Origin of the sequence: Shewanella sp. KT0246 (assembly GCF_019654955.1) — a bacterium.
GTDB classification, from domain to species: Bacteria; Pseudomonadota; Gammaproteobacteria; order Enterobacterales; family Shewanellaceae; genus Shewanella; species Shewanella goraebulensis.
The window spans coordinates 1-24,699 of the sequence record NZ_BPEV01000040.1; the positions used below are offsets into that span (position 1 = coordinate 1).

Here is a 24,699-nt window from a genome sequence, read left to right on the forward strand (position 1 = left end):
AATGATTGATGTCAGTATTTTGCAATTAGTTCTTCCTTTCTTGATTCTAGCAATTGGTTGTTATTTCTTATTTTCTAAGAAAATTTCAGAAGATGATAAACAGCAAGTGCTCACGCCAACAATGTTTGCGTTTACTGCTGCATTGGGCGTCGGCTTTTACGATGGCTTCTTTGGGCCAGGTACAGGGAGCTTCTTTGCTTTGGCTTTTGTATCACTGGCCGGATACGGGCTTGCTAAAGCAACCGCTCATGCCAAAATCCTTAACTTTGCCACTAACGTTTCGTCATTGATTTTCTTTCTTATTGGCGGCCAAGTATTTATTGTTTTGGGTTTAATCATGCTTATTGGTCAGGCTATTGGCGCAACATTAGGTTCGCGGTTAGTGTTGTCTAAAGGCGTTAAAATCATCAAGCCACTAGTGGTGACAATGTCATTCCTAATGAGTTTCAAATTGTTATGGGCTCAGTACGCATAAGCTTTGCTGCGTCTTTTCTAACAAATGCTTGCCATTAATTTACGTACAACTTTTAGCAATATATAGGTTCTCATGCGCATTATTCACACATCGGACTGGCATTTAGGTCAAAATTTTTACGGAAAAAGTCGCGCTCAAGAGCACCACTTATTCATGCAATGGTTATTAGCGCAAATACAACAGCATGACGTTGATGTACTGATTGTTGCAGGTGACATTTTTGATACGGGCACGCCGCCAAGTTATGCTAGAAGCTTATACAATCAGTTTATTGTTGATATTCAAAAGACAGGGTGCAAACTAATCGTGTTGGGTGGTAACCATGACTCGGTTGCTACATTAGGCGAGTCTAAGCAGTTACTTGCTTGTTTAAATGCAACGGTTATACCTGGGGCATTAGATGATCCCAATCAGCATGTCATTCTCGTTAATGACAAGCATCAAAAGCCTTGTGCTATTGTGTGCGCTCTTCCGTATCTGCGGCCCCGTGATTTGGTGCTCAGTCAGTCGGGTGAATCAAGTGCTGATAAACAGCGTAAATTGGGTAATGAAATAGCCTCTTTGTACGAGCAATGCTTTACTGAAGCCGAGCGTTTGAATGCGAAGCAAGCTCAGGCTTTACCGATTATTGCTACTGGCCATTTAACCACAGTGGGCGCAAGCACCAGTGAGTCCGTAAGAGATATTTATATCGGTAGTCTTGATGCTTTTAATGCATCACTTTTCCCCGCTGCCGATTACATTGCCTTAGGTCATATTCACAGACCACAAAAAATTGCTAAGACCGAACATATTCGCTACAGCGGGTCACCGATCTCACTGAGCTTTGATGAATTATCAGGGCAAAAAAGTGTGTTTCTTGTCGAGTTCGAGCAAGACAAACTAGCCGAAGTAACACCGATTGAAGTGCCACGTTTTCAAGCAATGGCGAACATAAAAGGTAGCCTTACTGATATTGAACAACAGTTATCGGAATTTGCGCTTAAACCGACTGAGAAAGGCGATATGACTGCTGAGTTAACTTGGCTCAGTATTGAAGTGGCACAACAAGACTTTTTAAGTGACTTACAGACTCGTATTGCCGATATAACAGAGCCTTTAGCGGTTGAGGTCTTACAACTCAAGCGTGCCCGTAATCAGCGTCAGCAGCAAATAGAGCAACTGGATAATGAAACCTTGTCAGAGTTATCAGTCAATGATGTATTTGAGCGCCGCCTTGCGCAAGAAGATTTTACAGAGACAGATCAGCTGCAAAGACTTGCAAGGGTAAAGCAACAATTTAGCCAAGTGGTGGCTCAGGTTGAAGCGCAAAGTGCTGAGGAAGACAAATAATGAAAATCCTTAGCTTGAGATTTAAAAACATTAACTCATTAAAAAATGAGTGGAAAATTGATTTTACCCAGTCACCCTTTAAAGAAAATGGCTTGTTCGCTATCACAGGGCCGACGGGTTCAGGTAAAACCACCATTTTAGATGCAATTTGTTTAGCGCTTTATCACCGCACACCAAGACTAAAAGTTATCTCAAAAACCACTAACGAGCTTATGACCCGTGGCACCAGTGACTGCTTGGCTGAAGTTGAGTTTGAAGTAAAAGGTAAAGGTTATCGCGCCTTTTGGAGCCAGCGTCGCTCCCGTGGTCAAATTGATGGTAACCTGCAAGATGCACAAGTTGAACTTGCAGAACTTGATTCGGGTAAAATTTTAGCAAGCCAAGTTAAACAAAAAACTGAGCTAACTGAGGCAGTTACAGGTTTAGATTTTGCCAGATTTACTAAATCAATGATGTTGTCTCAAGGGCAGTTTGCCGCATTTTTAAATGCCGATGCCAATGATCGCGCAGAGTTATTAGAAGAGCTTACTGGCACTGAAATCTATGGCCTCATTTCAGAACAAGTTCACGTAAACTTCAGTGAAGCCAAGCAAGGGCTTAAACTGCTCGAGGCGAAAACTGATAGTGTTGAGTTGTTAAGTGATGCTGACATAAAAGATAAACGACAACAGTCTGCGCAATTAGAACAACAATCCAGTGAATTACACACACAAGTTAAATTGTATCAGCAGCAATTATCTTGGGCACAGCAGCATAGTAAAACCCAATCTCTGCTTAAACAAAGTCAAAGTGATCTTGCTAAAGCTGAAGCAGAGAGTGAAGCTGAGACATCATCATTAAATAAGTTGAGTGCTAGTGAGCCAGCTCAAGTTATCGCCCCTTTATTTACTGCGCTCAATAAGTTGAATGAGCACCAATCTCAGCTTTCTGCTAAGCAACGAACACTGAACTTAAGCCTGCAGCAAGCTAAAGTGGATTTTGATACCGCTGCCGCTCAACATGAGGATAACCTGCAAGTATGCCAACAGCTCAAACAAAGCCACCAAGTATTACTTGAGTTAATAGAGCAGCAGGTTCAGCCTTTAGACAATAAAATTGAACAGCTTAATTTTCGGCATTCGCAGCAGCAACAGGCTCAGGGACAGTTGCAAATTCAGCAACAAAACTTAACGAGTGAGCAAGAACAAAATATAACCCAACTCTCTGGGGTAAACCAAGCTCAGGCAACTAATGCTCAGTTAATTGAACGTTTCCCTCAAGGACAATTTATCCAAAGCCATATTGCAGTTTGGAAGCAACAGGCAACTCATTATCTTGGATTAAGTCAGAAAGAATCACAATTAGCTCAATTAATTGAGACAAATAACCAGCAAGATGGAGAGAATCAGCAACAGCTAAATCTGCATCAGCAGAACCTTGTTTTGATACATAATGAAGCCAAAGACAAATTAGCGTTGGTAACAGCAAGTGAGCAAGCGTTATCGCAATTGCTAGGTGAAAGCTCAGAGGCTATCTTGCAAGGGCAATATCAAACCTTAATTGACCAACAAGTTTCTCGTAGTCGACTGCAGCAGCTTCAACATTTGCATAATGAACTGCAACAAGAACAAACAATTGAGCTTAATGAGTCACAGCAGTTAACTAGCCTAATTACGCAAATTGACCAGCAGCTTAATCAGGTGCGTAGTGAGTGGAGTGAAAAAAATCAGCAAGTTAAAGATTTACAAACCGTGCTCAAGCAAGAACAACACATTGTTAATTTAACCGCCGAGCGGGCTAAATTGATTCAAGGTGAGCCTTGTGCATTATGCGGCGCAACTGAACACCCGTTAGTCGAGCACTATCAAGCAATTGATGTCAGTGATACTGAATTACGTTTTCAAGCTCAATCAGATGCATTAAATGAGATTAAGGCACAAGGTGAAAAGCTTAGTCTTGATAAAAAGCAGCGCCAACATCAGCTTGAGCTATTAACAACCCAGCATTCAAAACGTCAGAGCCAGCTTGCGCAGTATTTAGTAGAGTTTACGCAACTTACTGAACATTTAGCTGTGGAGTATCTAGCGCCTGTTAACAATGTGATAGATGGTCAGTCAGTGGTGCAATTTATTGAGCAAGCAAACGAGTTACAACAGCAACGGCATCAACAATTGGCAGATATCCGTAAGCTTTCCCATGCGCACCAACAAAATATCGAACAATATCAAACTGCAAAATCAAAAGCTGAACAACAGCAGCATCAGCTGAACTTACTTGAGCAGCAATATCTAACCCAACAACAAAAGTCTCAAGAGCATAAACAGCAGCGGCAGGATATACATCAACAGCTTGCAGACTTATTAGCCGATAGCCAAACGAGCATCTCACAAGCAGGCTTAATCATGCCGGAAATGAGTCAATTTGAGACTTGGTTAATCCAATTAGACACGCAAATTGTTCAATGGCAAACAGCGATTGAAGCACAAGGTCAATTAGAGCAACAACATAAGTTGTGTGAGCAAAAAAGTGCGAGCCTTGTAACGCAAATTACAGACTTGACTGAGCAAGTAAAGCAGATAGATAGTCAAATTAAGCAAACGACAACAGAGTTGCAAAGTCTAACTCAGCAGCGTTTTGATTTATTTGCCGATAAACAATGTGTCAACGAGAAGCAAGTCAGCCAACAGTCAGTTCAGCAAGCTGAGCAAATTTTGAGTCAAGCCAGTGATAGTCGAATGACACAGCAGCAAAAGTTAGACAAAGTGGCGGCAGAGCTTCAAGCTAATCAGCAACAAATTGATCGTTTAAGTCATGAATTAACCCAAGCAAAAAGTGCATTTGATAGTGCACTTTTGCAAAGCCCGTTTGAAACTCAAGCTGAATTTGAACAAGCCGTGATGCCCACTGAGCAGCGAGAGGCTTTGCAACGACTTAAGCAACGATTAGAGCAAGGGATGGTTAAAGCTAGCACTTTAGTTGAGCAGGCAAAAAGTCAGCTTGCTGAGTTAACAAATCAAGGTGAGCAGTTAGGCTATGATCAAGTTGATATCGAACAAGTCAGTGAATTAAATCAACAAGCTGAAACTCATCTTGCAGAGGTCAAGCAACAGCTTTGGCACATCACCCATCAATTAGCGGAAGATGAAGATAAACGCACTAATCAGCAGCAATTAATGCAGCAACTGGCTAAAGCAAGGCAAGACTATGATGATGTGGCTTATTTACATTCGCTTATTGGCTCTCAAAAAGGCGATAAGTTCCGTAAATTTGCCCAAGGATTGACTCTTGATCATTTGGTGACTTTGGCCAATCGCCAATTGGATAGGTTACAAGGTCGCTATTTACTGGAAAGAAAACAATCTGAAGCGCTGGAGTTACAAGTCTTGGATACTTGGCAAGGTGATGCTGTACGTGACACTCGAACTTTGTCCGGTGGTGAAAGCTTTTTAGTGAGTCTGGCTTTAGCGTTAGCGCTGTCTGATTTAGTGAGTCATAAAACTAGCATTGACTCTTTATTCCTTGATGAAGGCTTTGGAACTCTTGATAGCCAAACATTAGATACTGCATTAGATGCATTAGATAATTTAAACGCGTCAGGAAAAATGATTGGGGTTATCAGTCACATTGAGGCAATGAAAGAACGTATTAGTGTGCAAATCAAAGTGAATAAGATGAATGGCCTGGGCGTTAGTCGATTACAAGCTGAATATAAATTCGATACACCCGCTGTATAAGTTTTGGTAATAAATGAGCGCAAATTCAAGCTTTAATTCAAATGTTACTTGAAGATAAAAGGGCGATAAGCGACAGCTTTATCGCCCTTTTTTGATTGAATTACTCGTCATGTTTGGGGTTAACAGTCTCTTCGCAAGATTAAGTTATCAGCGCTAACTTCAGATTAATTTAAACCTAATACGCTTATCGCTAAATCCTGATAACAGACTTTACCCAAGTGCGTCACTTACAGTTATCGATTGCCGCAATAGTGGGCAGGTGGCCTCTGCTGACTTCAAATTTATGCAGTTCAAACGCTAGATTATATTTTTATTAGGCTATTTATTTGGTATAACAGTTCGCTAATATATCTTCTAGTGCTTAAGTATGCACCTTATAGGTGGCCGCATTGTCTAATCGACTTAGCTAAAAGGTATTACTTTTTATATATTTATGGCGGATTTAGATTGCTTTCAGTTAAAAGAGGCGAGATGCAAGCACGATTGAGAAAAGTGCCGAACCTGCCTGTATTACATAGAAAATTATTGCTTGCCAGCGTATTTGTAGTAGCGGCTGCCTTGCTGTGGCCGACTCCGCAAGAATTCTCTTCTCAACGTATTCCAGTAGCTTTAGATATTGAATCTATAGTGACACATACATCTTCAACGTTTGAAGTTATCGAGCCAGTAAAGCCTGATTTTGAACGTGTGATCCAAAATGGCGATACATTAGGCCACTTGTTTGAGCTTGCAGGCATTGGCCAGCAAACCATGTACAAAGTGCTCGAAGCTGATTTAAATGTTTTAGCGTTAGATACATTGTCTTTGGGGAACCGAATTCAATTCTTTCAAGATGAGCAGCAAAACCTCACTAAACTTGAGTTGTATTTTAATCCTGCTTATCAAGTAATATTCACTCGGTTTGATGATGGTAGCTATGGCGTCGAAGAAATCAATATTGAAGGTATTTGGCAAAATCGCATCATTAGCGGTGAGATAAATGGATCTTTCTATCTATCCGCTCAAAGAGCGGGTTTGAGCGCGGCTAACATTCAAACTATTGAAACTTTGCTTTCAAGTAAACTCGACTTCTCACGTGATTTACGTGCTGGTGATACATTTAATGTATTGATGAACGATCAATATATTGAAGGGGAGTCAACTGGGATCTCGCAGCTACAAGCCGTTAGGATTAATACCCGTAGAAATAACGTTAATGCTTTTCAAAATGTTGATGGCAATTATTACGATGAGCGCGGTCAAGGGCTTGCAAGTGCATTCCAGCGGATACCGTTAGAGCGTCAATATCGCTTATCATCGCATTTCAACCCTAATCGCAAACATCCAGTAACTGGGCGAGTATCGCCTCATAACGGTACTGACTTTGCGACACCTATTGGCACCCGTGTGGTTGCACCAGGTGATGGTGTAGTATCAATGGTCACTAACCATCGCTTTGCTGGTAAATATATCGTGATTGAACATGATAACAATATCAGAACCCGCTATTTGCACTTATCAAAATTCTTAGTACGTAAAGGGCAGCGTGTTAAGCGAGGTCAAGTTATCGGTTTAACTGGGAATACAGGCCGTGTTACTGGGCCGCATCTGCATTACGAATTTCATGTCAACGGCCGCCCTGCGAATCCGATGAAAGTCAGTATTGTTGAAGCGTCAGTGTTACCTAAAAACCAAATGGCTAAATTTAAAGAGTTGGTGAGCAGCAAACAAATGATGATGGATTTAGGTTAACACCATCACAATCATTTTTTGTAGATTAAAACCACTTTCGATATTATTGAAAGTGGTTTTTTTATGGACTAATTTTAAGCTTCGTCATTGTCAGACTTGCCTAAATTACAAAGGTCACAGAGTATTTGTAGGTTGTCGATGTCTAAAGCAAGTTGAGGATATTTTGACCGTGGTTTTATATGGTCAACGTGCATGACGGCACCATCTTTTGCACTTCTTCCGCAGCAAATGCAGGTGCCGATATATTTATTTAATGCTTCTTTTCGAAGAGCTTTCCATTTTTGAGATGAATAAAAATCTATTGGCTTAGGTTCTTCAAATGGAATTTCTTCCCAGTTGTAAAATTCGTTAGGTTCAATTCCTGGCCCCATTAAACCAACAGAAAACCCTTTTAGTTGATTACCCATAAGCCAATGTCTTATGGCTTTCATAGCGGCTTTTTCTGATTTGTATTTACGGGTACGGCGATTATCACCTCTGAATGTTGCTACAAACATAACTATTTCCCCTGTAAATTACTTATATCAACACTAGTACATGCAGTTTAATACGGTGACTTTCCTAGCTCAATACAGGTTAGTAATAAGCGTAAATCTAATTCCAGTTGGTGATAATCAGCGGTCATGTATTTGCACAGTTGATAAAAAGCTTTGTTATGGTCTTTTTCTCTAAGATGAGCCAGTTCATGTACAACAACCATTCTTAATAATGGTTCAGGAACATGGCGCAGTCTTGAAGATATTCTAATCTCATTTTTGGCTTTGACCTTATTGCCTTGAACACGATTAGCATAGGTGTGAAGCCCTAAAGCTTGATGACTTAAACTGATTTTTTCATCAAAAATGACTTTTGATATAGGGTCTGACTGCTTTAAATATTGCTGCTTAAATTCCATAGCATAGTCATATAAGGCCTTATCGGTGCGTATGTCATGTATGGTTGGATAACGACTTAATAGCAAGTTTTCGAGGGTGTCATTTTCAATATGATGTTTAACTTGTTCTATGGTGCTGGCTGAATAGCCATTAAGGTATTTTAACTGGGCTTGCTGTTTTTGCTTTGCTTGCACATCTTTACTGGTCACAAGACCTGCTAAGGTATCTTTTGCCGCTGCAACTTTAGCTGAGCTGGTTTTAACTGCCATTTTAGGCGGCGCTTTACGAGCTGGTTTGTCTGCTAGTTTGCTGGATGCTTTTTTGGAGCTCATAGCTTGTTAGTTTGCCCAATGGAATATGATTAATTAGCGGATAAAACTAAGCCTACCAATTCATCTTAATGTTTTCATCAAACTGATGACTAAGGGAATCGATAGGCTTATTGTTTACTTTAGCTTAAGCTGATTTTTGTCTTAAACTTTGCCGTACATGCGACGGTTTTGCTGTGCGTAAGCAGCTTCAAAAGCAGGTAATTGTACGCGCTTTAGGCCAAGCGTCTCTAGATCCGCTTGTGGCGGGTTACGCTTTAGTTCTTCTTTAATAATAACAGGGCTAATGATGCTAACAGGTAATTCAGTAATTTGAATTGCCGCTTCTGCTTTGAAGCTAGTTGCAGAGCCCGCAAACTTTCCTTTTTGTTCACGTTCAATGATGACGATTTCGTCAACTTTGTAATCTTCCATTAATTTGTGGAAAGCAAAATGAAACTCACGAATTGATTCTGTTTCAGCTGATTTAGAAATGCTGAATGAGATTTGACGACATTCAGGTACATTGAATGTTTCTACTTCATAAGTTAATAAGCTAATGATGGCTTCGCCACCTTTTAATTCCACGCCACAAATTTTCATGTTTCACCTTACTTTGGTACTAGTTTGATTTTGCCTAACGCTGCGAAAGCTGCATTAGGCTTAAATTGGGTTTAATCTTCGCTAAGCTCTTGTTCATCATCTTGAACAATCGAGTTATCGTTTTCAGTAATCTTTACTGGTTTGGCTTTACGGCGCATTGGCGCATCACCAATATCAACACCAGTAATAAAGCGTTTATCACGCTTAGGTGCTGTTTTAGGCTTATTGCTTGTACTACGCTTTTTGTTCGATGTTTTGGCGTCGTTTGCTTTCGCATTTTTGTTGGCCGCTTTAGGCTTATCTTTCAGGCCATTGAACTTGCCTTGGAGACCTTCAATAGTCGAAAAGTCGAAATTCTTACGTAAGAATACTTGGATTTTCTTAAAACTGTCCCAGTCTTTAGGGCCAACTAATGAAATTGCATCTCCTTTGGCACCGGCACGGCCAGTACGGCCAATACGGTGTACGTATTCTTCAGCAAATTTTGGCATGTCAAAGTTAATCACTAATGACACGTTTAATAAATCGAGTCCACGAGATGCAACATCCGTTGTCACCAATATTTTTTGCTGACCGCGGCTGAACTTATCCATAATCTGATTACGGGCAGATTGATTTAAGTCACCACTTAACGCTGCAGTTTCTAAGCCTTGTTCAGCGAGAAGTTTTGCTAACCTGTCCGTGTCCGCACGAGTTGCTGTGAAAATAATTACTTGCTTGTGCTGTTCAGTTTTAAGTATGTGCTGCAATAGTGCTTGTTTGTGATCTAAGTGATCAACTAAATATACACGCTGTGTAATATCTTTATGTTCGTTGTGTGATGCACCAATAGCCACGTGGCTTGGGGTTTTCAGTAATGTCGCAGCAATATCATTAACATGGTCATGATCGAGTGTGGCTGAGAACATCAAGGTTTGTCTGCGCTTGTGATCCGCTGCGTCATTAATGGCTTTTAGTTGTGGTGCAAACCCTAAATCAAGCATGCGATCTGCTTCATCTAGAATAAGCAGTTCTAGGCCATTAAGGTAAAGATGACGCTGCTGAAGATGATCGGCAATGCGCCCCGGTGTAGCCACAATGAAGTGAGGATCACGGGATAACGATTTTGCTTGATCGTTAAAGTTCTCACCACCTAAAATGCTCACCGCTTTATATTGAGTGTTTGCCACCAATAAACGAAGCTGGCCATAAACCTGCTGAGCAAGCTCTCGGGTTGGTAATAAAATAAGTACACGCGGATCTTTTTTAGATAAGGCCTTTGTTGATATTACGCGCTGCAGTGCTGGTAATAAAAATGCCAGGGTTTTACCTGAACCGGTTTTTGAAGATGCCATTAAATCTTTACCCGCTAGGGCAATCGGCAGGGCTTGCTGCTGAATTTCAGTTGGCTCAGAAATGCCCATATGCTTTAGACTTTCAAGTAAGCGTTTGTCTAAAGAAAAATCGGTAAATAACAAAGGTAAATCCCCTAAAAAATGATAGCCAGATATTATAACGTGTAAGCCTGAGATAGCCAACAGCTTAAGCCTCAGTTATGCTGAGTTTTACCATTTTAATTTTGTCGTATTTTTCGTTAAAGGATGTATAAAAACATGTCGGATGTCCCCAAAGAAGCAACTAACACCAAACAATTACGAATAGGTGTTGCCTTAGGTAGTGGTGCGGCAAAAGGTTGGGCGCATATTGGTGTGTTAAAAGAACTTGCTGAAATGGGGGTTTATCCAGATAAAATTGCTGGATGTTCAGTGGGAGCATTAGTTGGCGCGGCTTACGCCAATGATCATCTCGATGAGTTAGAGAGCTGGGTACGCGGGTTTTCTAGCTGGGATGTTTTAGGTTTGATGGATTTAAGCTGGCGCAAGGGGGGCTTAATCAGTGGCGAGAAAGTGTTTGATGTCTTAGCAGGCCGAATTGGTGAACTTAAAATTGAACAATTGAACAAACCATTTTCTGCCGTTGCGACAGATTTATACTCAGGGCAAGAAATTTGGTTTAAAGAAGGTGATTTACGTCATGCCGTTAGAGCATCTTGTTCAATGCCCGGGTTTTTACCGCCAGTGCAACTCGAAGATCGCTGGTTGGTGGATGGCGCAGTAGTCAATCCAGTTCCAGTATCAATGTGCCGTGCAATGGATGTGGATGTGGTTATTGCGGTTGATTTGAATGGTCACCGTCGCAATAGTATGCATATGTTGCCACAACAAATGAAAAGCCGTGCGCCGACAGCACTTGAAAAACAACAGCAAGAAGCAAAAGAATCTGAGTCAGCGTTTATGGATATTCTGGGTAAAGGTAAAGAGTACATTTCTGGTCTGACTGAAAAGTTTTCGATGTCGACTAAATCTCACCCCGGAATGATCGCAGTGATGTCTCAATCAATGGATATTTTAGAGCAGCGACATAAGCGTGCACGTTTGATGGGTGACCCACCTGATGTTTGTTTGGTGCCACAGCTTGCAGATATTGGCACCATGGAATTTCATCGCGCTGCAGAAGCCATAGAAGCAGGTCGACAAGCAGTACGTCAAACCGCTCATTTAATCAACTCTTCGCTAGGCCGATAACGGTTTTCATAATTCTGGTCAAGCTCTGTATTGCTATTTAGTGCAGAGCTTGGCAGTAATTTTTTTCATTTTATATGCCTTCATTAAACTATGATCCAGATCATGGATTTCTAGTCTTCATTATTGCTTAATGCACCATATCTTGTGTTTGTTAGTTCTTTGCTGTGGATATATAGTGTTTATATCCTGTGCATAAATGGAGTAAAAGTAATGCCTGTAGTAATAAAAAGGGACGGTTGTCGGACTGTATTTGATGAGTCTAGAATAAGGGATGCCATTGTTGCTGCAATGGCGACGGCTACAGGTCATGCCGATGTAGATTACGCAGCTACTGTAGCTTGTGTGATTAAAGAGCAGCTATCACACAAACAAGAAGTAGAGATTCATCATCTTCAAGATTTGGTTGAAAACTTACTAATGGAAGGGCCTCATAAAGAAGTGGCTCGCCATTATATCGAGTATCGCCATGACCGCGATATTTGTCGTGAAGCAAAAAGTAAACTTAACTGTGAAATTCGTGGTCTAGTTGAACAAAGCGACAGCTCTATTCTTAATGAAAATGCCAATAAAGACGCAAAAGTTATTCCTACTCAGCGTGATTTATTAGCGGGTATTGTGGCTAAGCATTACGCTAAATCGCACTTATTACCTAAAGACATTGTTGCAGCTCATGAGTCAGGTCAACTGCATTATCATGACCTTGATTATGCACCTTTCTTCCCAATGTTTAACTGCATGCTAATTGATTTAGCGGGCATGATGACCCATGGATTTAAAATGGGTAACGCAGAAATTGATACGCCAAAATCAATTTCAACAGCGACAGCAGTTACTGCACAAATTATCGCGCAGGTTGCTAGCCACATATACGGCGGTACTACCATTAACCGTATCGATGAAGTGTTAGCGGAATTTGTACAAAAGAGTTACCAAAAGCAATTAGTGATTGGTAAAGAGTGGGGCGTTAGCGACGTTGAAGCCTTTGCTATGGCGCAGACAGAAAAAGAATGTCATGACGCATTCCAGTCTTTAGAGTATGAAGTGAACACACTGCATACAGCAAATGGCCAAACACCATTTGTGACCTTCGGTTTTGGTTTGGGCACCAGCTGGGAATCTCGATTAATTCAAAAGTCGATACTAACAGTACGTATGGCAGGCCTTGGTAAAAACCGTAAAACCGCGGTGTTCCCAAAACTTGTATTTGCTATTCGTGATGGGGTAAATCATAAAGCTTCTGATAGCAATTATGATGTTAAAAAGCTGGCATTAGAGTGTGCCACTATGCGCATGTATCCAGATATTCTTAACTATGAACAAGTTGAACGTGTCACTGGTTCATTTAAAACCCCAATGGGTTGCCGTTCTTTCTTAGGTACTTACGAAGAAAATGGCGAGCTTGTTCACGAAGGTCGTAACAACTTAGGTGTGGTTAGCCTTAACTTGCCAAGAATTGCGATTGAAGCAAAAGGCGACGAAAAAGCATTCTTCGCATTACTTGATGAAAGAATGACATTGGCTCGTAAAGCTTTAGATACTCGTATTGCTCGTCTTGTCGGCGTTAAAGCCCGAGTAGCACCAATTCTGTATATGGAAGGCGCATGTGGTGTTCGCTTAAAAGCTGATGATGATATTTCTGAAATTTTCAAAAATGGTCGCGCGTCGATTTCATTAGGCTATATCGGTCTGCATGAAACCATCAATGCGTTATACGGTACAGAAGAGCATGTATTCGATAGTGAGTTACTTCGTACCAAAGCCATTGAAATTATCAATGTGATGAAGCGTGCAACAGAGTCTTGGAAAGCAGAAACTGGTTATGGCTTTAGCTTATACAGCACCCCAAGTGAGAACTTGTGTAGCCGTTTCTGTCAGTTAGATGCAAAACAGTTTGGCGTAGTTGAAGGTGTGACTGATAAAGGTTACTACACCAATAGCTTCCACTTAGATGTTGAAAAGAAAGTTAATCCATACGACAAAATTGATTTTGAATTACCGTATCCAGAAATCACAAACGGTGGTTTCATTTGTTATGGTGAGTTTCCTAATATGCAACACAACATTGAAGCATTAGAAAACGTATGGGATTACAGTTATAGCCGAGTGCCTTATTACGGCACCAACACGCCAATTGATGAGTGTTATGACTGTGGCTTTGTAGGCGAATTTAACTGTACTAGTAAAGGTTTTGTTTGCCCTAAATGTGGTAACCATGAACCAAGCAGAGTATCGGTAACACGCCGTGTATGTGGTTATTTAGGTAGCCCAGATGCGCGTCCGTTTAACCACGGTAAGCAAGAAGAAGTGAAGCGCCGCGTTAAGCATATCTAGTTGTGTCATTGAGTTAAGGTAGAATCAAATAAGGCGCTGAATAGCGCCTTATTTATTTGAAAGGTAAGTGTTATGAATTTTCATCAGTATTATCCTGTCGATGTGATTAACGGCCCCGGTACGCGCTGTACTTTGTTTGTATCAGGTTGCGAACATCAATGTCGCGGTTGTTATAACCAGTCGACTTGGGATCCTCGCTCAGGTCATGAAGTGGATAAGCAAATGGAAGATCAAATCATTGCTGATTTAAATGATACTCGAATCAAACGCCGTGGATTATCTTTGTCAGGCGGCGATCCGTTATTTCCAGCCAATCTCACCGCTATATTATCTTTAGTAAAACGTGTAAAAGCGGAATGCCCTGATAAAGACATTTGGCTGTGGAGTGGTTATAAACTTGATGAAATGTCGCTGAAACAACAGCAAGTGTTATCGTATGTGGATGTATTAGTTGATGGCAAGTTTGAACAAGACTTAGCCGACCCAAGCCTAAAATGGCGTGGCAGTTCAAATCAAGTTATTCATGACATAAGTGAGTTAATTACTGTTGGTTAACTGTTGCTGTTAGTAAACTTTTAGTTGTAGCTTGCTGATTGTCATGAAAGAGCTTTTTGAAGCTCACTTTTGATGGATTTGTTTTACAACTATTAATAACTGGGACATGAACAATCAGAGCTTGTTTTCATCGATAATGACGTTATTACAGTATCGAGTTTAACTTAAACGTTATAAAAAACTATAGTAATCAAAGTCCAATTTATACCCATTAGACGATGAAGTACCCATACCAGTGATGAAATAGTAAATTTATGCGTTGTAACGGGCTTTGAAGTTAGCTAATTCAACCTCTTTAGGTATATAATTTGCGTTCGAAAAAGTGTTGTTCGATATCAAAACAACTCATTGCTATCGATAACATGAAAGAATTTAAGGTAAAGAAATGAATTTAAAACAAGAACTGCAAGCATTAAACGATAAAGCAGAGAAGTTTCGTCGTAAACTTGCTGCCGCTGAAGCTCGTGAAGATAAAGCGATTATCATGCAGTTTAAGAAAGAAATTGCCACAGTCACTAAGCGAATTGCTAGTTTGAAAAACCAGCAATCACGTCAACTGAACAAACAAGGTCAAGAAGTTAAAGGCTTAAAGTTCAATCGTGCGCTGACTAAAGCTGAACAAGCTGATATGGGCAAACTTAAAAAGTCAGTTAAAGGACTTGTAGTTGTTCATCCAATGACAGCTATGGGCCGTGAAATGAATATCACTGTTGTCACCGGTTTTGCTCCTGCAAAATTCTAGTCCAATATACGAAATAGTCATGACATATATGTCAGTTCAAGGATGAATAGTCTCAAGGATTGAGCGTTGTCTTAAAGGTTTATCCATGTCGATTAAATATATCGCCACTTCTAAGTTACCTACGCCTTGGGGCGTATTTGCAATGCATGGTTTCGAAGATACAGAAACCGGCAAAGAGCATGTGGCGTTAACTTATGGTGAGCTCAATGCCACCGAGCCGATGTTAGGCCGTATTCATTCAGAATGCCTAACTGGCGATGCTTTATTTAGTTTACGTTGCGATTGCGGTTTTCAGCTGCAAACTGCAATGCAAAACATTGCTGAGCAAGGTCAAGGTTTTATTCTTTACTTGCGCCAAGAAGGGCGTGGCATTGGTTTATTAAATAAAATCCGTGCCTATGAATTACAAGATCAAGGTGCTAATACCGTAGAAGCAAATGAGCGTTTGGGCTTTGAAGCTGATATGCGTAAGTACGATATGATTGAGCCTATGCTTAAGCAAATTGGTGTGAGTAAAGTTAAACTCATGACTAATAATCCACGTAAAGTAAAAGCGATGCAATCTGTAGGTATTGAAGTTGCTGAAAGAGTGCCTTTGCAAGTGGGTAAAAATCGCTACAATGAAGATTATTTAAAAACGAAATCAACAGAACTAGGTCATTTAATGACTGAGCATCATTTTGTCGATAACGAAAAATAACCTTGATTCATTTTGAATACATTAACTTGTAATTAAAACAGCTTATTAAAATGGGTTACCGCAATTGAAAGCGTTTAGCTTTATCAATTCTAAGAGCGTTGCAATGTTATTTGCAGCGCTTTTTATTAGTTTTTTTATGATGCCTAGCAGTCATGCTGATGAGGCAAATAATCCCGATCTATCTCACTACGCTTTTGCCAATTACATTGGTAGTGGTATTTACCGCGCTTCTGGACAAAATGCTGCCGTAGTGAATATTCCGTTTGCGTTTGATATTGAAGAGTCTGAAGATCATATTTTGACATTAAGATTACCTATCTCATTAGGTTTTTTTAATTACTCTTTCAGTGACTTACCCGAAGGTGAATTGCCTGACAATGTTGGCACAATGACCATCACGCCAGGAATTGAATACAAATGGCTTTATGATGAGCAGCTGACATTGGAAAGCTATTTAGATTTAGGCTATGGGCACAACTTTTCCAATTCAAGCAATGTGGGTATTTTCTCAACAGGTGTGTCAGCCTTATATGAGTTGGAGCAAGCTAAATATACTCCGGTATGGGTGAATCGAGTTTATTATGCGGGCTATAAAAGTAGTATTAATGACAGTTCTGAGAGTTATTCAGTATTGCAGTCGGGAATAGACTTCGGCATTGGCCAGCATTGGGATTGGGGGGATTATACTATTGAACCTAGACTATTCGTTGCTGGGCGCTGGTATTTTAATAAGCTTAAGTTTATTACGCCGTTAGAAGATGACATTCACACATCAAGCACTTATGAAGTAGGTGCGACCTTGGCGTTATCAAAACCACTTGGCTGGGGTTGGTTTAGCACCGACCGATTTGGTATCAGTTATCAAACTGATGGTGAGTTACAGGTGTGGCGTTTAATCTTTGAATTCCCGATGTAGGCAAGTTTAGCTTTAAGATTACTCAATAAAAAAGGCATGAATTTCATGCCTTTTTTATGCTTATTAATACTGTGAGTCAGCTAAAACGATAAAGTGACTACTTGCCCCAAATGTTGGCATTAACACCTTCAGTACTTTTATCAGTATGAATAGACTTTGAGTCTTTTGCTGCAGGAGCGTCCTTTCTGTCCACATAAGGCTTTGGTGCAGGCAAAGGAAGTTTATTCATTTTAAGCCATAAGTATTCGACCTTGTCTCTAGCCCATTCGGTTTTACGTAAAAATTTTAAACTTGATTTAACACTTGGATTGTCGTTAAAGCAGCGAATGTTAATACGGCTTCCTAATTCTTCCCAGCCGTAATTATCGACTAAATCATTAACGATGGTTTCAAGTTTTATACCGTGCAGTGGGTTGTTTGCTTGTGTCATTACTCAGGCTTAATAAACTAATTTGTGGTCATTATAACAAATGACAAAAAAAATACTTAAAACCAATGAGTACAATCGCAGGTTAATTGATAACAATGAAAAGGCCGATAACAAAGTTACCGGCCTTTAATTAATCGTTTTTATAAACGTTTAATGAATGGTGAATCGTTAAGCTTCAGTTGAGGCTTTACCTGATAAGGTTTGCTTTAAATCTTCATCATCTTCAACTTCGCCTTTACCTTTGGTTTTTACCATAATCAAAGCGGTAATCACTAAAGTAGAAATTACTCCTGCAATAGTCGATACCGTCATGTTCAAGCCAGCGCCTAATGTCGGTGAGCTTAATAAGAAGCTAATCACAACACAGGTCATGAACATTGCTGGTACGGTACAAATCCAGTGTAGTTTGTTGTGACGTAGTAAATATGCTGAAGCAGTCCAAAGCATCAATACTGCCGTTGTTTGGTTAGCAACACCGAAGTAGCGCCAAATAATACCAAAATCAACTTGGGTCAAAATTGCCCCAATCACAAATAATGGAATAGCCAGTAATAAACGTTTAGAGATTTGAGTTTGTGGCATCTTGAAAAATTCTGACAAGATCAAACGTGCAGAACGAAATGCGGTGTCACCAGACGTAATCGGTAATACAATTACACCTAAGATAGCTAAGAAACCACCTACAGCGCCTAGTAAACCGTTTGAAGCAGCATAAACCACATTAGCTGGATTACCGTCCATACCTGCGTTAAGACCTTCAATACCGCCAAAGAATGATAATGCGATAGCACACCAAATTAACGCGATAACACCTTCACCAATCATTGCACCGAAGAATACAAAACGACCATTAGATTCATTTTCAACACAACGTGCCATTAATGGTGATTGTGTGGCATGGAAACCAGATACGGCGCCACAGGCAATGGTAATAAACAATGCAGGCCATAGTGGCATATCATTCGGGTTTAAATTAGTTAAAAAATCTTTTGCTTCAAAACCAGGTAGCAATGAGTGCTCGCTTGAAACAATAATGGCTAAGGTCAGGCCGACAGACATGAACATTAACAATGCGCCAAAGAATGGGTAGAGGCGGCCAATGATTTTATCTACAGGCACTAAAGTAGCAATTAAGTAGTAGCTGAAAATAATACCAACAAAGATAGCCATGTCGTAGCCAGTTAGCTTACTTAATAAGCCTGCAGGGGCTGAAATAAATACCACACCCACAAGTAACAATAAAACTATGGCAAACACATTCATGAAATGTTTTGCTGGTTTACCTAAGTATTTACCCGCAAGGTTTGGTACCGATTGGCCGTTATTTCTAACTGATAACATACCAGAGAAGTAATCATGCACCGCACCGGCAAAAATACAACCGAACACAATCCATAACATGGCTGCAGGTCCATAAAGTGCACCAAGGATTGGACCAAAAATAGGACCTACACCTGCAATATTCAATAGTTGAATTAAGTACACTTTTCCTTTCGACATTGGAACGTAATCCACGCCGTCAGTTTTTGTGAATGCGGGGGTTTGTCTTTGAGTATTGATCCCAAATACCTTTTCAACAAACGCACCATAAATAAAGTAGCCGCCAATTAGCAAGCCTACACAAAGTAAAAACCAAGTCATTTTAAACATCTCCCATTTTCAATGGCGCCACTTTAACGAGGTTAAGGCAAGAAAAAAGGACAAACTGGGTAATGGGTCGATTTGAGAGGCTAAGCGGTACTATGGCAGATTAAGCGGTTAAACTAAGAAATGAGAGAGAGTGCTATGAACTCCGCGGTATTACGATCAGTTAAGCAGTCAAGGTGAAAATAGAATTAGACTGTCGCCTTTGAATTCTGATTCACCTTAAGTCGTCAATTAGCGTTTTTTGGACTTGTACTTATTCATTAGCGATATTACTGGAAACCGAGCACTTGTTTAAGCGGCTTTAAATAACGTCGAGAAACTGGGACTTTTTTACCACTGTGGGTGGTGACTTCCGCTCCTGTATCGAGCAACTCAATTTCTGAAATCGCTCTCGGTGCGAGTAAGTACTGTTTGTGGCATCTCACTAATGGGGTTTTTTCTTCTAACACCTTTAACGTTAATTGAGTATGGCAATAGTTGTTACTGGCATTTACATGAATGCCGCCAACATCACTATAAATGAATTCAACTTCTTCAGTGGCAACAACTTTTAATTTATTGCCGCAATAACAAGGTAAGTGTTCGATATATTCAGGCGCAATCGATTGAATCGCTTGTGGAGTTAAATCATTTCTGACTTTGGCGATGGTTTGCTTAAAGCGATTATCTTCAATGGGCTTAAGCAAGTAATCAAATGCATTATTATCGAAGGCCTTAACGGCATACTCATCAAAAGCGGTGACAAATACCACTCGTGGCATGTTGTCTGGCGATAGCATACTGATAAGTTCTAAGCCGGTAATTCTTGGCATTTGAATATCAAGGAATATTACCTGAGGTTGATGTTTATTAATGGCATGTAAGCCGTCAATGGCATTACTGCATTGTTCGATAATTTTAAAGTCAGCTTCTGATACTAAAAGATCAGCTAATTGCTGGCGGGCAAATGGTTCATCATCAATGATTAAACAGCTAATCATGATACATCTCCTGAATAAGGAAGGTGGATTGAAATACAGGTAAATTTATCCTTCTGACAATCTACTTTTACCCCATATTGATCACCAAATTGGTTTTGAATACGTTTATGAACAATGTTCATTCCAAGCCCTTCTGAATGTTCAGGAGGGTTGTATAAACCTGCGTTATCAGTGACTTTTAATATCAACTCTTCATTTATTGTTTCTGCAGTGACAGTGATGACCCCTTGTTCAATTAAATGCGAAGTACCATGTTTTACCGCATTTTCAATAATGGGTTGCAAGGTAAAAGCGGGCAGGCGCAAATAATGTAACCTTGTAGGAATATTAATATCTAGTTGTAGTTTATCGATAAACCTTGCTCGCTCAATAGAGAGATAAGCCTCAATGTGCTCAAGTTCATCACTGAGACTAACAAGACCTGTGGTTCGTTTTAAATTGATCCGTAAAAACTGTGAAAGTTGCTGTAGCAGTTGCTTTGCCATTTGTGGATCACGTTTAATAATGGCGCTGATAGTATTCAAAGCATTGAACAAAAAGTGAGGATTCACTTGAGCCTGTAATAATTTCAACTCAGATTGAGTCAATAAATTTTGCTGCTGCTCATAGCGGCCAAACAAGATCTGATTCGACATCAGTTTTGCTATCCCTTCACCTAAGGTTTTGTTGATATTTAAAAATAACTTATTTTTAGGTTCGTAAAGTTTGATGGTGCCAATCACTTCATTTTCACAGCGAAGCGGAATAACAAGGCTTGAGCCTAACCGGCAGCTTTTATCAGCAATAGAGCAGCAATAGCTTGTATCGACGCCATCGGCAAACATTACCGTGTTATTCGCTATGGCATCTAAGGTAATTTGGGAAGAAATAGGAGTGCCTGGAATATGATGGTCATCCCCTATGCCAATAAAAGCTAACAGCTTTTCTCTATCGGTAATAGCGACAGCACCCACTTGAGTTTCTTCAATGATAATTTGTGCGACTTTGCTGGTGGATTGCTGATTGAAGCCTTTAGACAGCAAGCCTACGCTGCGCTCAGCAATTTTTAATGCTTTAGTTGAGAAAGCAGAGGACAGTTTATCAAACATAGTTTTTTGATCGAGGATCATACTCATAAACAAAGCTGCACCTAAAGAGTTAACCAGTAGCATAGGCGGCGCGATTGCTCTTACCAACTCTAAGGAATGATCAAAAGGTTTAGCGACTAATAAAATAATGCTCATTTGCATTAATTCAGCACAAAAAGTGACTAAGAAAACTAATAGTGGATTGTAAATCAGCTCTAAATTACCGCTACGTTTGAGGTAATAGCTGACCATTCCTGCTGAAAGGCCTTCTAAAGTGGTTGAAATGGCGCAGGCGAGGTCGGTAAACCCACCTAAACTGTAGCGGTGTAACCCACCAGTTAACCCAATGAAGAACCCTGTAACTGGCCCTCCTAACAATCCGCCGAGCACAGCCCCCATTGCCCGTGTATTAGCAATGGCACCTGTGGTTTGCTCACCAAAATAAGTTGCCATAATACAAAAGCTTGAAAACACCACATAGATAAAAATCTTATGGGGTAAGCGAGTTGATGTTTCAGCAAACATTTTGAACAAGGGGGTTTTACTGAACAGGTATACGATAACAAGGTACAGGCACATCTGTTGGGTCAGGAGGAGAATAAGTGCCATAGAGGTAGCCTATTGATTCAAACTTAAGTTATGTCAGCAGAAAGTAAATTAGTGCAATATAAAGTGCTTAAACGATCTTGGCGCAGCAAACTTAAATGAGCAACGGTTTTTGTGTGATAAGTTAGCAAAGATCACATTTTGTATCTGCACTAGCAATACACTGACATTTGTTTTTAGATAATCAACCCTGATGAAACAGGGTCTGGTGGTAATTGGTAATTGGTAATTAATAATTGCTTATGCGTCAAATTAAGCATTAATATAATCTTTAACCCCAAATTGAATTACAAGATTAAAACTCAAAGTTGTTATCAGGTGGGATGGCAAATAATTCTTCTGCAATGGCGCTAATTTCTTGTGCGGCTTTGCCTTCAGGATCGATCTCTAACACAGACGAGCCACTTTCTTCGCTGTCATCGTAAATATTGCGGTTAAAGGTCACCGCATTTAGTGCTGTAAGTCCAAATGATTTAACAACATCTTTAGCTTCTAGAATACGCTTGAACTGAGAGGGAAGTGCAGGGCACTGACTGATGACGACAGTTGCCACCATTTTAGGGTTAACCATTTTACAGGTACTGAGCATGTCTTCCATGTGAGGTAAGGTTTTTAAGTCTCGACGTTTTGGCCTTAGCGGTATGACGACATAAGTCGCCACTGACATGGCTGCACGCATTGCTAGATTATCTTGACCACCACAATCGACAATGACGTAGTCAAAGCGTTCGCCCAAGCTTAATAAATCATTACGGATTTTACCGTAAAGCTGAATACAATTAATTGGCTTTAAGTCAGTTTGGGTGTTGCGGGCTTGGATCCAATCTGATGTTGTGCGCTGAGGGTCACAATCAACCATTAATACATTAGCTTTAAAAGTATCGGTAACATATACAGCAAGGTTTTGAGCTAAACAACTCTTGCCGCTGCCGCCTTTTTCTCCACCTACCAGTATTATCATAGCGCTACCTTATTTGATGAGATATCTATCGCCCTAAATTAATCATAGTAGAAAATAACTCATTAAATCAGAAGTATTGAAATCAGCGGCAATAAAAATTTTTATATTAATAATCCAATTTGTAATTGGTTATCTCAGGCATTACCGGTGATTTATCAAAGTAATTGCAATGCAATGTGAAAGCTTTGCGGATTTGCTTGTGTGCAGCGGCATACTTGACCTTTAATAGTATTTTGTTTTTCAGTATTTTGATTAAAGGTGATAGCGATTAAATCTCCAAGTTCGAAAGCGCTTTTGTAATCAATGAGTATCCCTTTGCGTGCTAAGTCAATACAAACACCGTAATCTTCATTAGGCTCGCCGGCACTATCAATCCAATGTAATAGAATGCGCTCAGCTTCCATATCCACTCTTAATGAGTTTCGTTTTTCTTCAAATCCTGTGGGTTCATTAGACATTGCCGCGTCACTCCGTGTTGGCTTTTGTTAATGCACATTGTTTATGTACATTGTTTATGCACTTAATTAATACTAATCAACATCCATAAAAAAAGCGATAAGTTAGTTACTTATCGCTTTAATTATCAATATTTGATTGGTGCTGAGAGGTTACTGATTAATGATCTAAATCTTTATTCTTCGGGTATGGCAGTTTGAGTTGACCCCAGCGTATAACAATAACGGTGCAGGCAAGTACAATGGTGGAAATCGAAATAGCCAAAATACGCCAGTCATCCATACCTTTCATATCCAGAATTAAATAACGGGCTAGGGCCACAATGGCGATATAAATCGGCATGCGGATTGGTAATTTACCTGACTCTAGATAGTTAACCACCATAGCTAATACTTCGAGATAAATGAATAGTAAGAGTAAATCTGCCAGCTCGACTGTTCTAATTTCGAACATGTGGAGGATTTCTTCGCCGATAGCAAACACGGTCGCAACGGAAATAATAAATAAAACGACGTGTTCAACGCTTTTTAGGCTCTTGATGCCTATTTGACGAAGGATAGGGAGCGGCATAATGATGTTATCTCTTGTTATAAATCTAATTGATAATTCAGTATATTCTGCTAGGAGCCAGTTTGCTGAGTGATCCAGATCAAAAAAGATAAATTTATATGATTTATACAATAAGCCATTGATAAATCGCAGACATAAAAAAACCGCCAATAACAATTAAGTCTGGCGGTTTTATGTTCTAACGGTATGTTGTTAGAAAAGTGATTAGCGTTTTAAGCCTTCATTCAATAAAGGACGCATAATCTTAACAAGCTCTGAAGTCACCTTAGGCGAACCAGCAACAACGTTACCAGATGCTAGGTAATTATGGTTACCAGTGAAGTCAGTCACGGTACCGCCAGCTTCACGACAGATTAAATCACCTGCTGCAATGTCCCATGGCTTAAGACCAATTTCGAAGAAACCGTCTAAACGACCAGCTGCTACATAAGCTAAATCTAACGCGGCAGAACCTGCACGTCGAATATCAGCACATACTGGGAATACTTCACCAAGAATGTTCATGTAGGTTTCAGTGTGTTGACGAGACTTGAACGGGAAACCAGTACCTATCATGGTATTAGCTAGTTCATTTACACCTGTTACACGTAGGCGGAAGTCGTTAACTTTAGCGCCTTGGCCACGTACTGCAGAGAATAATTCTTCGCGAACAGGATCGTAAATAACGGCAACTTCAATTTTGCCTTTATATTGAACTGCGATAGATACTGCGAAATGAGGGATACCACGAACGAAGTTGTTGGTACCATCCAAAGGATCAACTATCCATACATAATCTTTATTAGAACCACGGTTTTCACCGTCTTCTTCGCCGACAATCGTGTGGTCTGGGTAAGACTTGCGAATTTGGTATGTGATGGTAGCTTCTGCTTCCTTGTCTACACTTGTTACAAAGTCATTTAGACCTTTTGAATCAACTTCAACTTTGTCGAGTTCAGTATAGGCGCGCATAATAGTTTGGCCCGCAGCGCGTGCAGCGCGCGTGGCAATAGTCAGCATCGGATGCATAGCAATCCCCTGGATGTTAAAGAACGAATAAATCAGCCGCGTAATTATACGCATTTTGACAGGTTTATCAAATGCAGATTTTCATATAAGGATTTAATTGCTGCTTGTGTTACTATCCGCAAATAGTTT

At 40.1% G+C, this 24,699-nt stretch carries 22 protein-coding genes; 10 read left to right on the forward strand and 12 right to left on the reverse strand.

Annotated features, from left to right (window positions below):
• The 4 genes from K5Q58_RS17040 to K5Q58_RS17055 all read left to right on the forward strand — a co-directional run.
• Positions 1-475, forward strand: a 475-nt coding sequence (locus tag K5Q58_RS17040; protein WP_220755094.1) for a TSUP family transporter, incomplete at its 5' end; no start/stop codon positions are given.
• 72 nt (positions 476-547) lie between these two features.
• Positions 548-1,807: an exonuclease subunit SbcD gene (sbcD, locus tag K5Q58_RS17045; RefSeq protein ID WP_220755095.1), complete on the forward strand. Its 1,260-nt coding sequence runs from the start codon at positions 548-550 to the stop codon at positions 1,805-1,807.
• Positions 1,807-5,520 carry an AAA family ATPase gene (locus K5Q58_RS17050; RefSeq protein ID WP_220755096.1) on the forward strand — a complete coding sequence of 1,238 codons (3,714 nt, stop codon included), beginning with the start codon at positions 1,807-1,809 and terminating at the stop codon, positions 5,518-5,520. Before sbcD ends, K5Q58_RS17050 begins: the two co-directional genes overlap by 1 nt.
• Before the next feature lie 471 nt (positions 5,521-5,991).
• A complete protein-coding gene (locus K5Q58_RS17055; protein WP_220755097.1) occupies positions 5,992-7,251 on the forward strand; it encodes a peptidoglycan DD-metalloendopeptidase family protein in 1,260 nt (419 codons plus the stop codon).
• A gap of 74 nt (positions 7,252-7,325) precedes the next feature.
• On the opposite strand, the gene K5Q58_RS17060 is transcribed toward K5Q58_RS17055, so the two are convergent.
• The 4 genes from K5Q58_RS17060 to K5Q58_RS17075 form a co-directional block, all read right to left on the reverse strand.
• Positions 7,326-7,748, reverse strand: a complete 423-nt coding sequence (locus tag K5Q58_RS17060; protein ID WP_220755098.1) for an HNH endonuclease — start codon at positions 7,746-7,748, stop codon at positions 7,326-7,328.
• A gap of 47 nt (positions 7,749-7,795) precedes the next feature.
• Complete coding sequence (locus tag K5Q58_RS17065; protein ID WP_220755125.1) at positions 7,796-8,395, reverse strand: M48 family metallopeptidase; 600 nt, start codon at positions 8,393-8,395, stop codon at positions 7,796-7,798.
• Between the two features lie 204 nt (positions 8,396-8,599).
• Positions 8,600-9,037: a DUF3010 family protein gene (locus tag K5Q58_RS17070; protein WP_220755099.1), complete on the reverse strand. Its 438-nt coding sequence runs from the start codon at positions 9,035-9,037 to the stop codon at positions 8,600-8,602.
• 71 nt (positions 9,038-9,108) lie between these two features.
• On the reverse strand, positions 9,109-10,440 hold the full coding sequence (locus tag K5Q58_RS17075; RefSeq protein WP_374758523.1) for a DEAD/DEAH box helicase: 1,332 nt from the start codon (positions 10,438-10,440) through the stop codon (positions 9,109-9,111).
• Positions 10,441-10,629: 189 nt separating this feature from the next.
• Here K5Q58_RS17075 and rssA point away from each other — a divergent pair, with 189 nt between their 5' ends.
• The 6 genes from rssA to K5Q58_RS17105 all read left to right on the forward strand — a co-directional run bounded on the left by rssA (position 10,630) and on the right by K5Q58_RS17105 (position 16,845).
• On the forward strand, positions 10,630-11,601 hold the full coding sequence (gene rssA / locus K5Q58_RS17080; protein ID WP_220755101.1) for a patatin-like phospholipase RssA: 972 nt from the start codon (positions 10,630-10,632) through the stop codon (positions 11,599-11,601).
• A gap of 210 nt (positions 11,602-11,811) precedes the next feature.
• Complete coding sequence (gene nrdD / locus K5Q58_RS17085) at positions 11,812-13,932, forward strand: anaerobic ribonucleoside-triphosphate reductase (protein WP_220755102.1); 2,121 nt, start codon at positions 11,812-11,814, stop codon at positions 13,930-13,932.
• Between the two features lie 72 nt (positions 13,933-14,004).
• Positions 14,005-14,487, forward strand: a complete 483-nt coding sequence (nrdG, locus tag K5Q58_RS17090) for an anaerobic ribonucleoside-triphosphate reductase-activating protein (protein WP_220755103.1) — start codon at positions 14,005-14,007, stop codon at positions 14,485-14,487.
• A 385-nt stretch (positions 14,488-14,872) separates the two neighbouring features.
• Positions 14,873-15,229: a YibL family ribosome-associated protein gene (locus K5Q58_RS17095; protein WP_220755104.1), complete on the forward strand. Its 357-nt coding sequence runs from the start codon at positions 14,873-14,875 to the stop codon at positions 15,227-15,229.
• Between the two features lie 85 nt (positions 15,230-15,314).
• Entirely contained in the window at positions 15,315-15,929 is a 615-nt protein-coding gene (ribA, locus tag K5Q58_RS17100) for a GTP cyclohydrolase II (RefSeq protein WP_220755105.1), read from the forward strand.
• Positions 15,930-16,065: 136 nt separating this feature from the next.
• Complete coding sequence (locus tag K5Q58_RS17105; protein ID WP_259651378.1) at positions 16,066-16,845, forward strand: hypothetical protein; 780 nt, start codon at positions 16,066-16,068, stop codon at positions 16,843-16,845.
• Between the two features lie 97 nt (positions 16,846-16,942).
• Here the strand turns inward: K5Q58_RS17105 and K5Q58_RS17110 are convergent, their stop codons facing one another.
• From K5Q58_RS17110 to suhB, 8 genes are all read right to left on the reverse strand, one after another.
• Positions 16,943-17,275, reverse strand: coding sequence for a VF530 family DNA-binding protein (locus K5Q58_RS17110; RefSeq protein WP_220755107.1), 333 nt, complete (start codon positions 17,273-17,275; stop codon positions 16,943-16,945).
• Positions 17,276-17,443: 168 nt separating this feature from the next.
• Complete coding sequence (locus K5Q58_RS17115; RefSeq protein ID WP_220755108.1) at positions 17,444-18,916, reverse strand: carbon starvation protein A; 1,473 nt, start codon at positions 18,914-18,916, stop codon at positions 17,444-17,446.
• Positions 18,917-19,191: 275 nt separating this feature from the next.
• On the reverse strand, positions 19,192-19,902 hold the full coding sequence (gene btsR, locus K5Q58_RS17120) for a two-component system response regulator BtsR (protein WP_220755109.1): 711 nt from the start codon (positions 19,900-19,902) through the stop codon (positions 19,192-19,194).
• Positions 19,899-21,578, reverse strand: coding sequence for a sensor histidine kinase (locus K5Q58_RS17125; RefSeq protein ID WP_220755110.1), 1,680 nt, complete (start codon positions 21,576-21,578; stop codon positions 19,899-19,901). Before K5Q58_RS17125 ends, btsR begins: the two co-directional genes overlap by 4 nt.
• A gap of 292 nt (positions 21,579-21,870) precedes the next feature.
• Positions 21,871-22,536: an AAA family ATPase gene (locus K5Q58_RS17130; protein ID WP_220755111.1), complete on the reverse strand. Its 666-nt coding sequence runs from the start codon at positions 22,534-22,536 to the stop codon at positions 21,871-21,873.
• A gap of 155 nt (positions 22,537-22,691) precedes the next feature.
• A complete protein-coding gene (locus K5Q58_RS17135; RefSeq protein ID WP_220755112.1) occupies positions 22,692-22,994 on the reverse strand; it encodes a PilZ domain-containing protein in 303 nt (100 codons plus the stop codon).
• Between the two features lie 157 nt (positions 22,995-23,151).
• Positions 23,152-23,562 carry a phosphate-starvation-inducible protein PsiE gene (locus K5Q58_RS17140; protein WP_220755113.1) on the reverse strand — a complete coding sequence of 137 codons (411 nt, stop codon included), beginning with the start codon at positions 23,560-23,562 and terminating at the stop codon, positions 23,152-23,154.
• A gap of 204 nt (positions 23,563-23,766) precedes the next feature.
• A complete protein-coding gene (gene suhB, locus K5Q58_RS17145) occupies positions 23,767-24,570 on the reverse strand; it encodes an inositol-1-monophosphatase (RefSeq protein ID WP_220755114.1) in 804 nt (267 codons plus the stop codon).
• Positions 24,571-24,699: the final 129 nt, after the last annotated feature.

Excerpts from the sequence above, each read along its gene's own strand:
- rssA (WP_220755101.1), top strand. The coding sequence starts at position 10,630 with ATGTCGGATGTCCCCAAAGAAGCAACTAACACCAAACAATTACGAATA.
- K5Q58_RS17075 (WP_374758523.1), bottom strand. The coding sequence starts at position 10,440 with ATGGGCATTTCTGAGCCAACTGAAATTCAGCAGCAAGCCCTGCCGATT.
- nrdD (WP_220755102.1), top strand. The coding sequence starts at position 11,812 with ATGCCTGTAGTAATAAAAAGGGACGGTTGTCGGACTGTATTTGATGAG.
- K5Q58_RS17125 (WP_220755110.1), bottom strand. The coding sequence starts at position 21,578 with ATGGCACTTATTCTCCTCCTGACCCAACAGATGTGCCTGTACCTTGTT.
- K5Q58_RS17135 (WP_220755112.1), bottom strand. The coding sequence starts at position 22,994 with ATGTCTAATGAACCCACAGGATTTGAAGAAAAACGAAACTCATTAAGA.
- K5Q58_RS17070 (WP_220755099.1), bottom strand. The coding sequence starts at position 9,037 with ATGAAAATTTGTGGCGTGGAATTAAAAGGTGGCGAAGCCATCATTAGC.
- K5Q58_RS17115 (WP_220755108.1), bottom strand. The coding sequence starts at position 18,916 with ATGACTTGGTTTTTACTTTGTGTAGGCTTGCTAATTGGCGGCTACTTT.
- K5Q58_RS17110 (WP_220755107.1), bottom strand. The coding sequence starts at position 17,275 with ATGACACAAGCAAACAACCCACTGCACGGTATAAAACTTGAAACCATC.
- K5Q58_RS17140 (WP_220755113.1), bottom strand. The coding sequence starts at position 23,562 with ATGCCGCTCCCTATCCTTCGTCAAATAGGCATCAAGAGCCTAAAAAGC.
- K5Q58_RS17105 (WP_259651378.1), top strand. The coding sequence starts at position 16,066 with ATGATGCCTAGCAGTCATGCTGATGAGGCAAATAATCCCGATCTATCT.
- K5Q58_RS17050 (WP_220755096.1), top strand. The coding sequence starts at position 1,807 with ATGAAAATCCTTAGCTTGAGATTTAAAAACATTAACTCATTAAAAAAT.
- nrdG (WP_220755103.1), top strand. The coding sequence starts at position 14,005 with ATGAATTTTCATCAGTATTATCCTGTCGATGTGATTAACGGCCCCGGT.
- suhB (WP_220755114.1), bottom strand. The coding sequence starts at position 24,570 with ATGCATCCGATGCTGACTATTGCCACGCGCGCTGCACGCGCTGCGGGC.
- K5Q58_RS17130 (WP_220755111.1), bottom strand. The coding sequence starts at position 22,536 with ATGATAATACTGGTAGGTGGAGAAAAAGGCGGCAGCGGCAAGAGTTGT.
- sbcD (WP_220755095.1), top strand. The coding sequence starts at position 548 with ATGCGCATTATTCACACATCGGACTGGCATTTAGGTCAAAATTTTTAC.
- K5Q58_RS17060 (WP_220755098.1), bottom strand. The coding sequence starts at position 7,748 with ATGTTTGTAGCAACATTCAGAGGTGATAATCGCCGTACCCGTAAATAC.
- btsR (WP_220755109.1), bottom strand. The coding sequence starts at position 19,902 with ATGATTAGCTGTTTAATCATTGATGATGAACCATTTGCCCGCCAGCAA.
- K5Q58_RS17095 (WP_220755104.1), top strand. The coding sequence starts at position 14,873 with ATGAATTTAAAACAAGAACTGCAAGCATTAAACGATAAAGCAGAGAAG.
- K5Q58_RS17065 (WP_220755125.1), bottom strand. The coding sequence starts at position 8,395 with ATGGCAGTTAAAACCAGCTCAGCTAAAGTTGCAGCGGCAAAAGATACC.
- ribA (WP_220755105.1), top strand. The coding sequence starts at position 15,315 with ATGTCGATTAAATATATCGCCACTTCTAAGTTACCTACGCCTTGGGGC.
- K5Q58_RS17055 (WP_220755097.1), top strand. The coding sequence starts at position 5,992 with ATGCAAGCACGATTGAGAAAAGTGCCGAACCTGCCTGTATTACATAGA.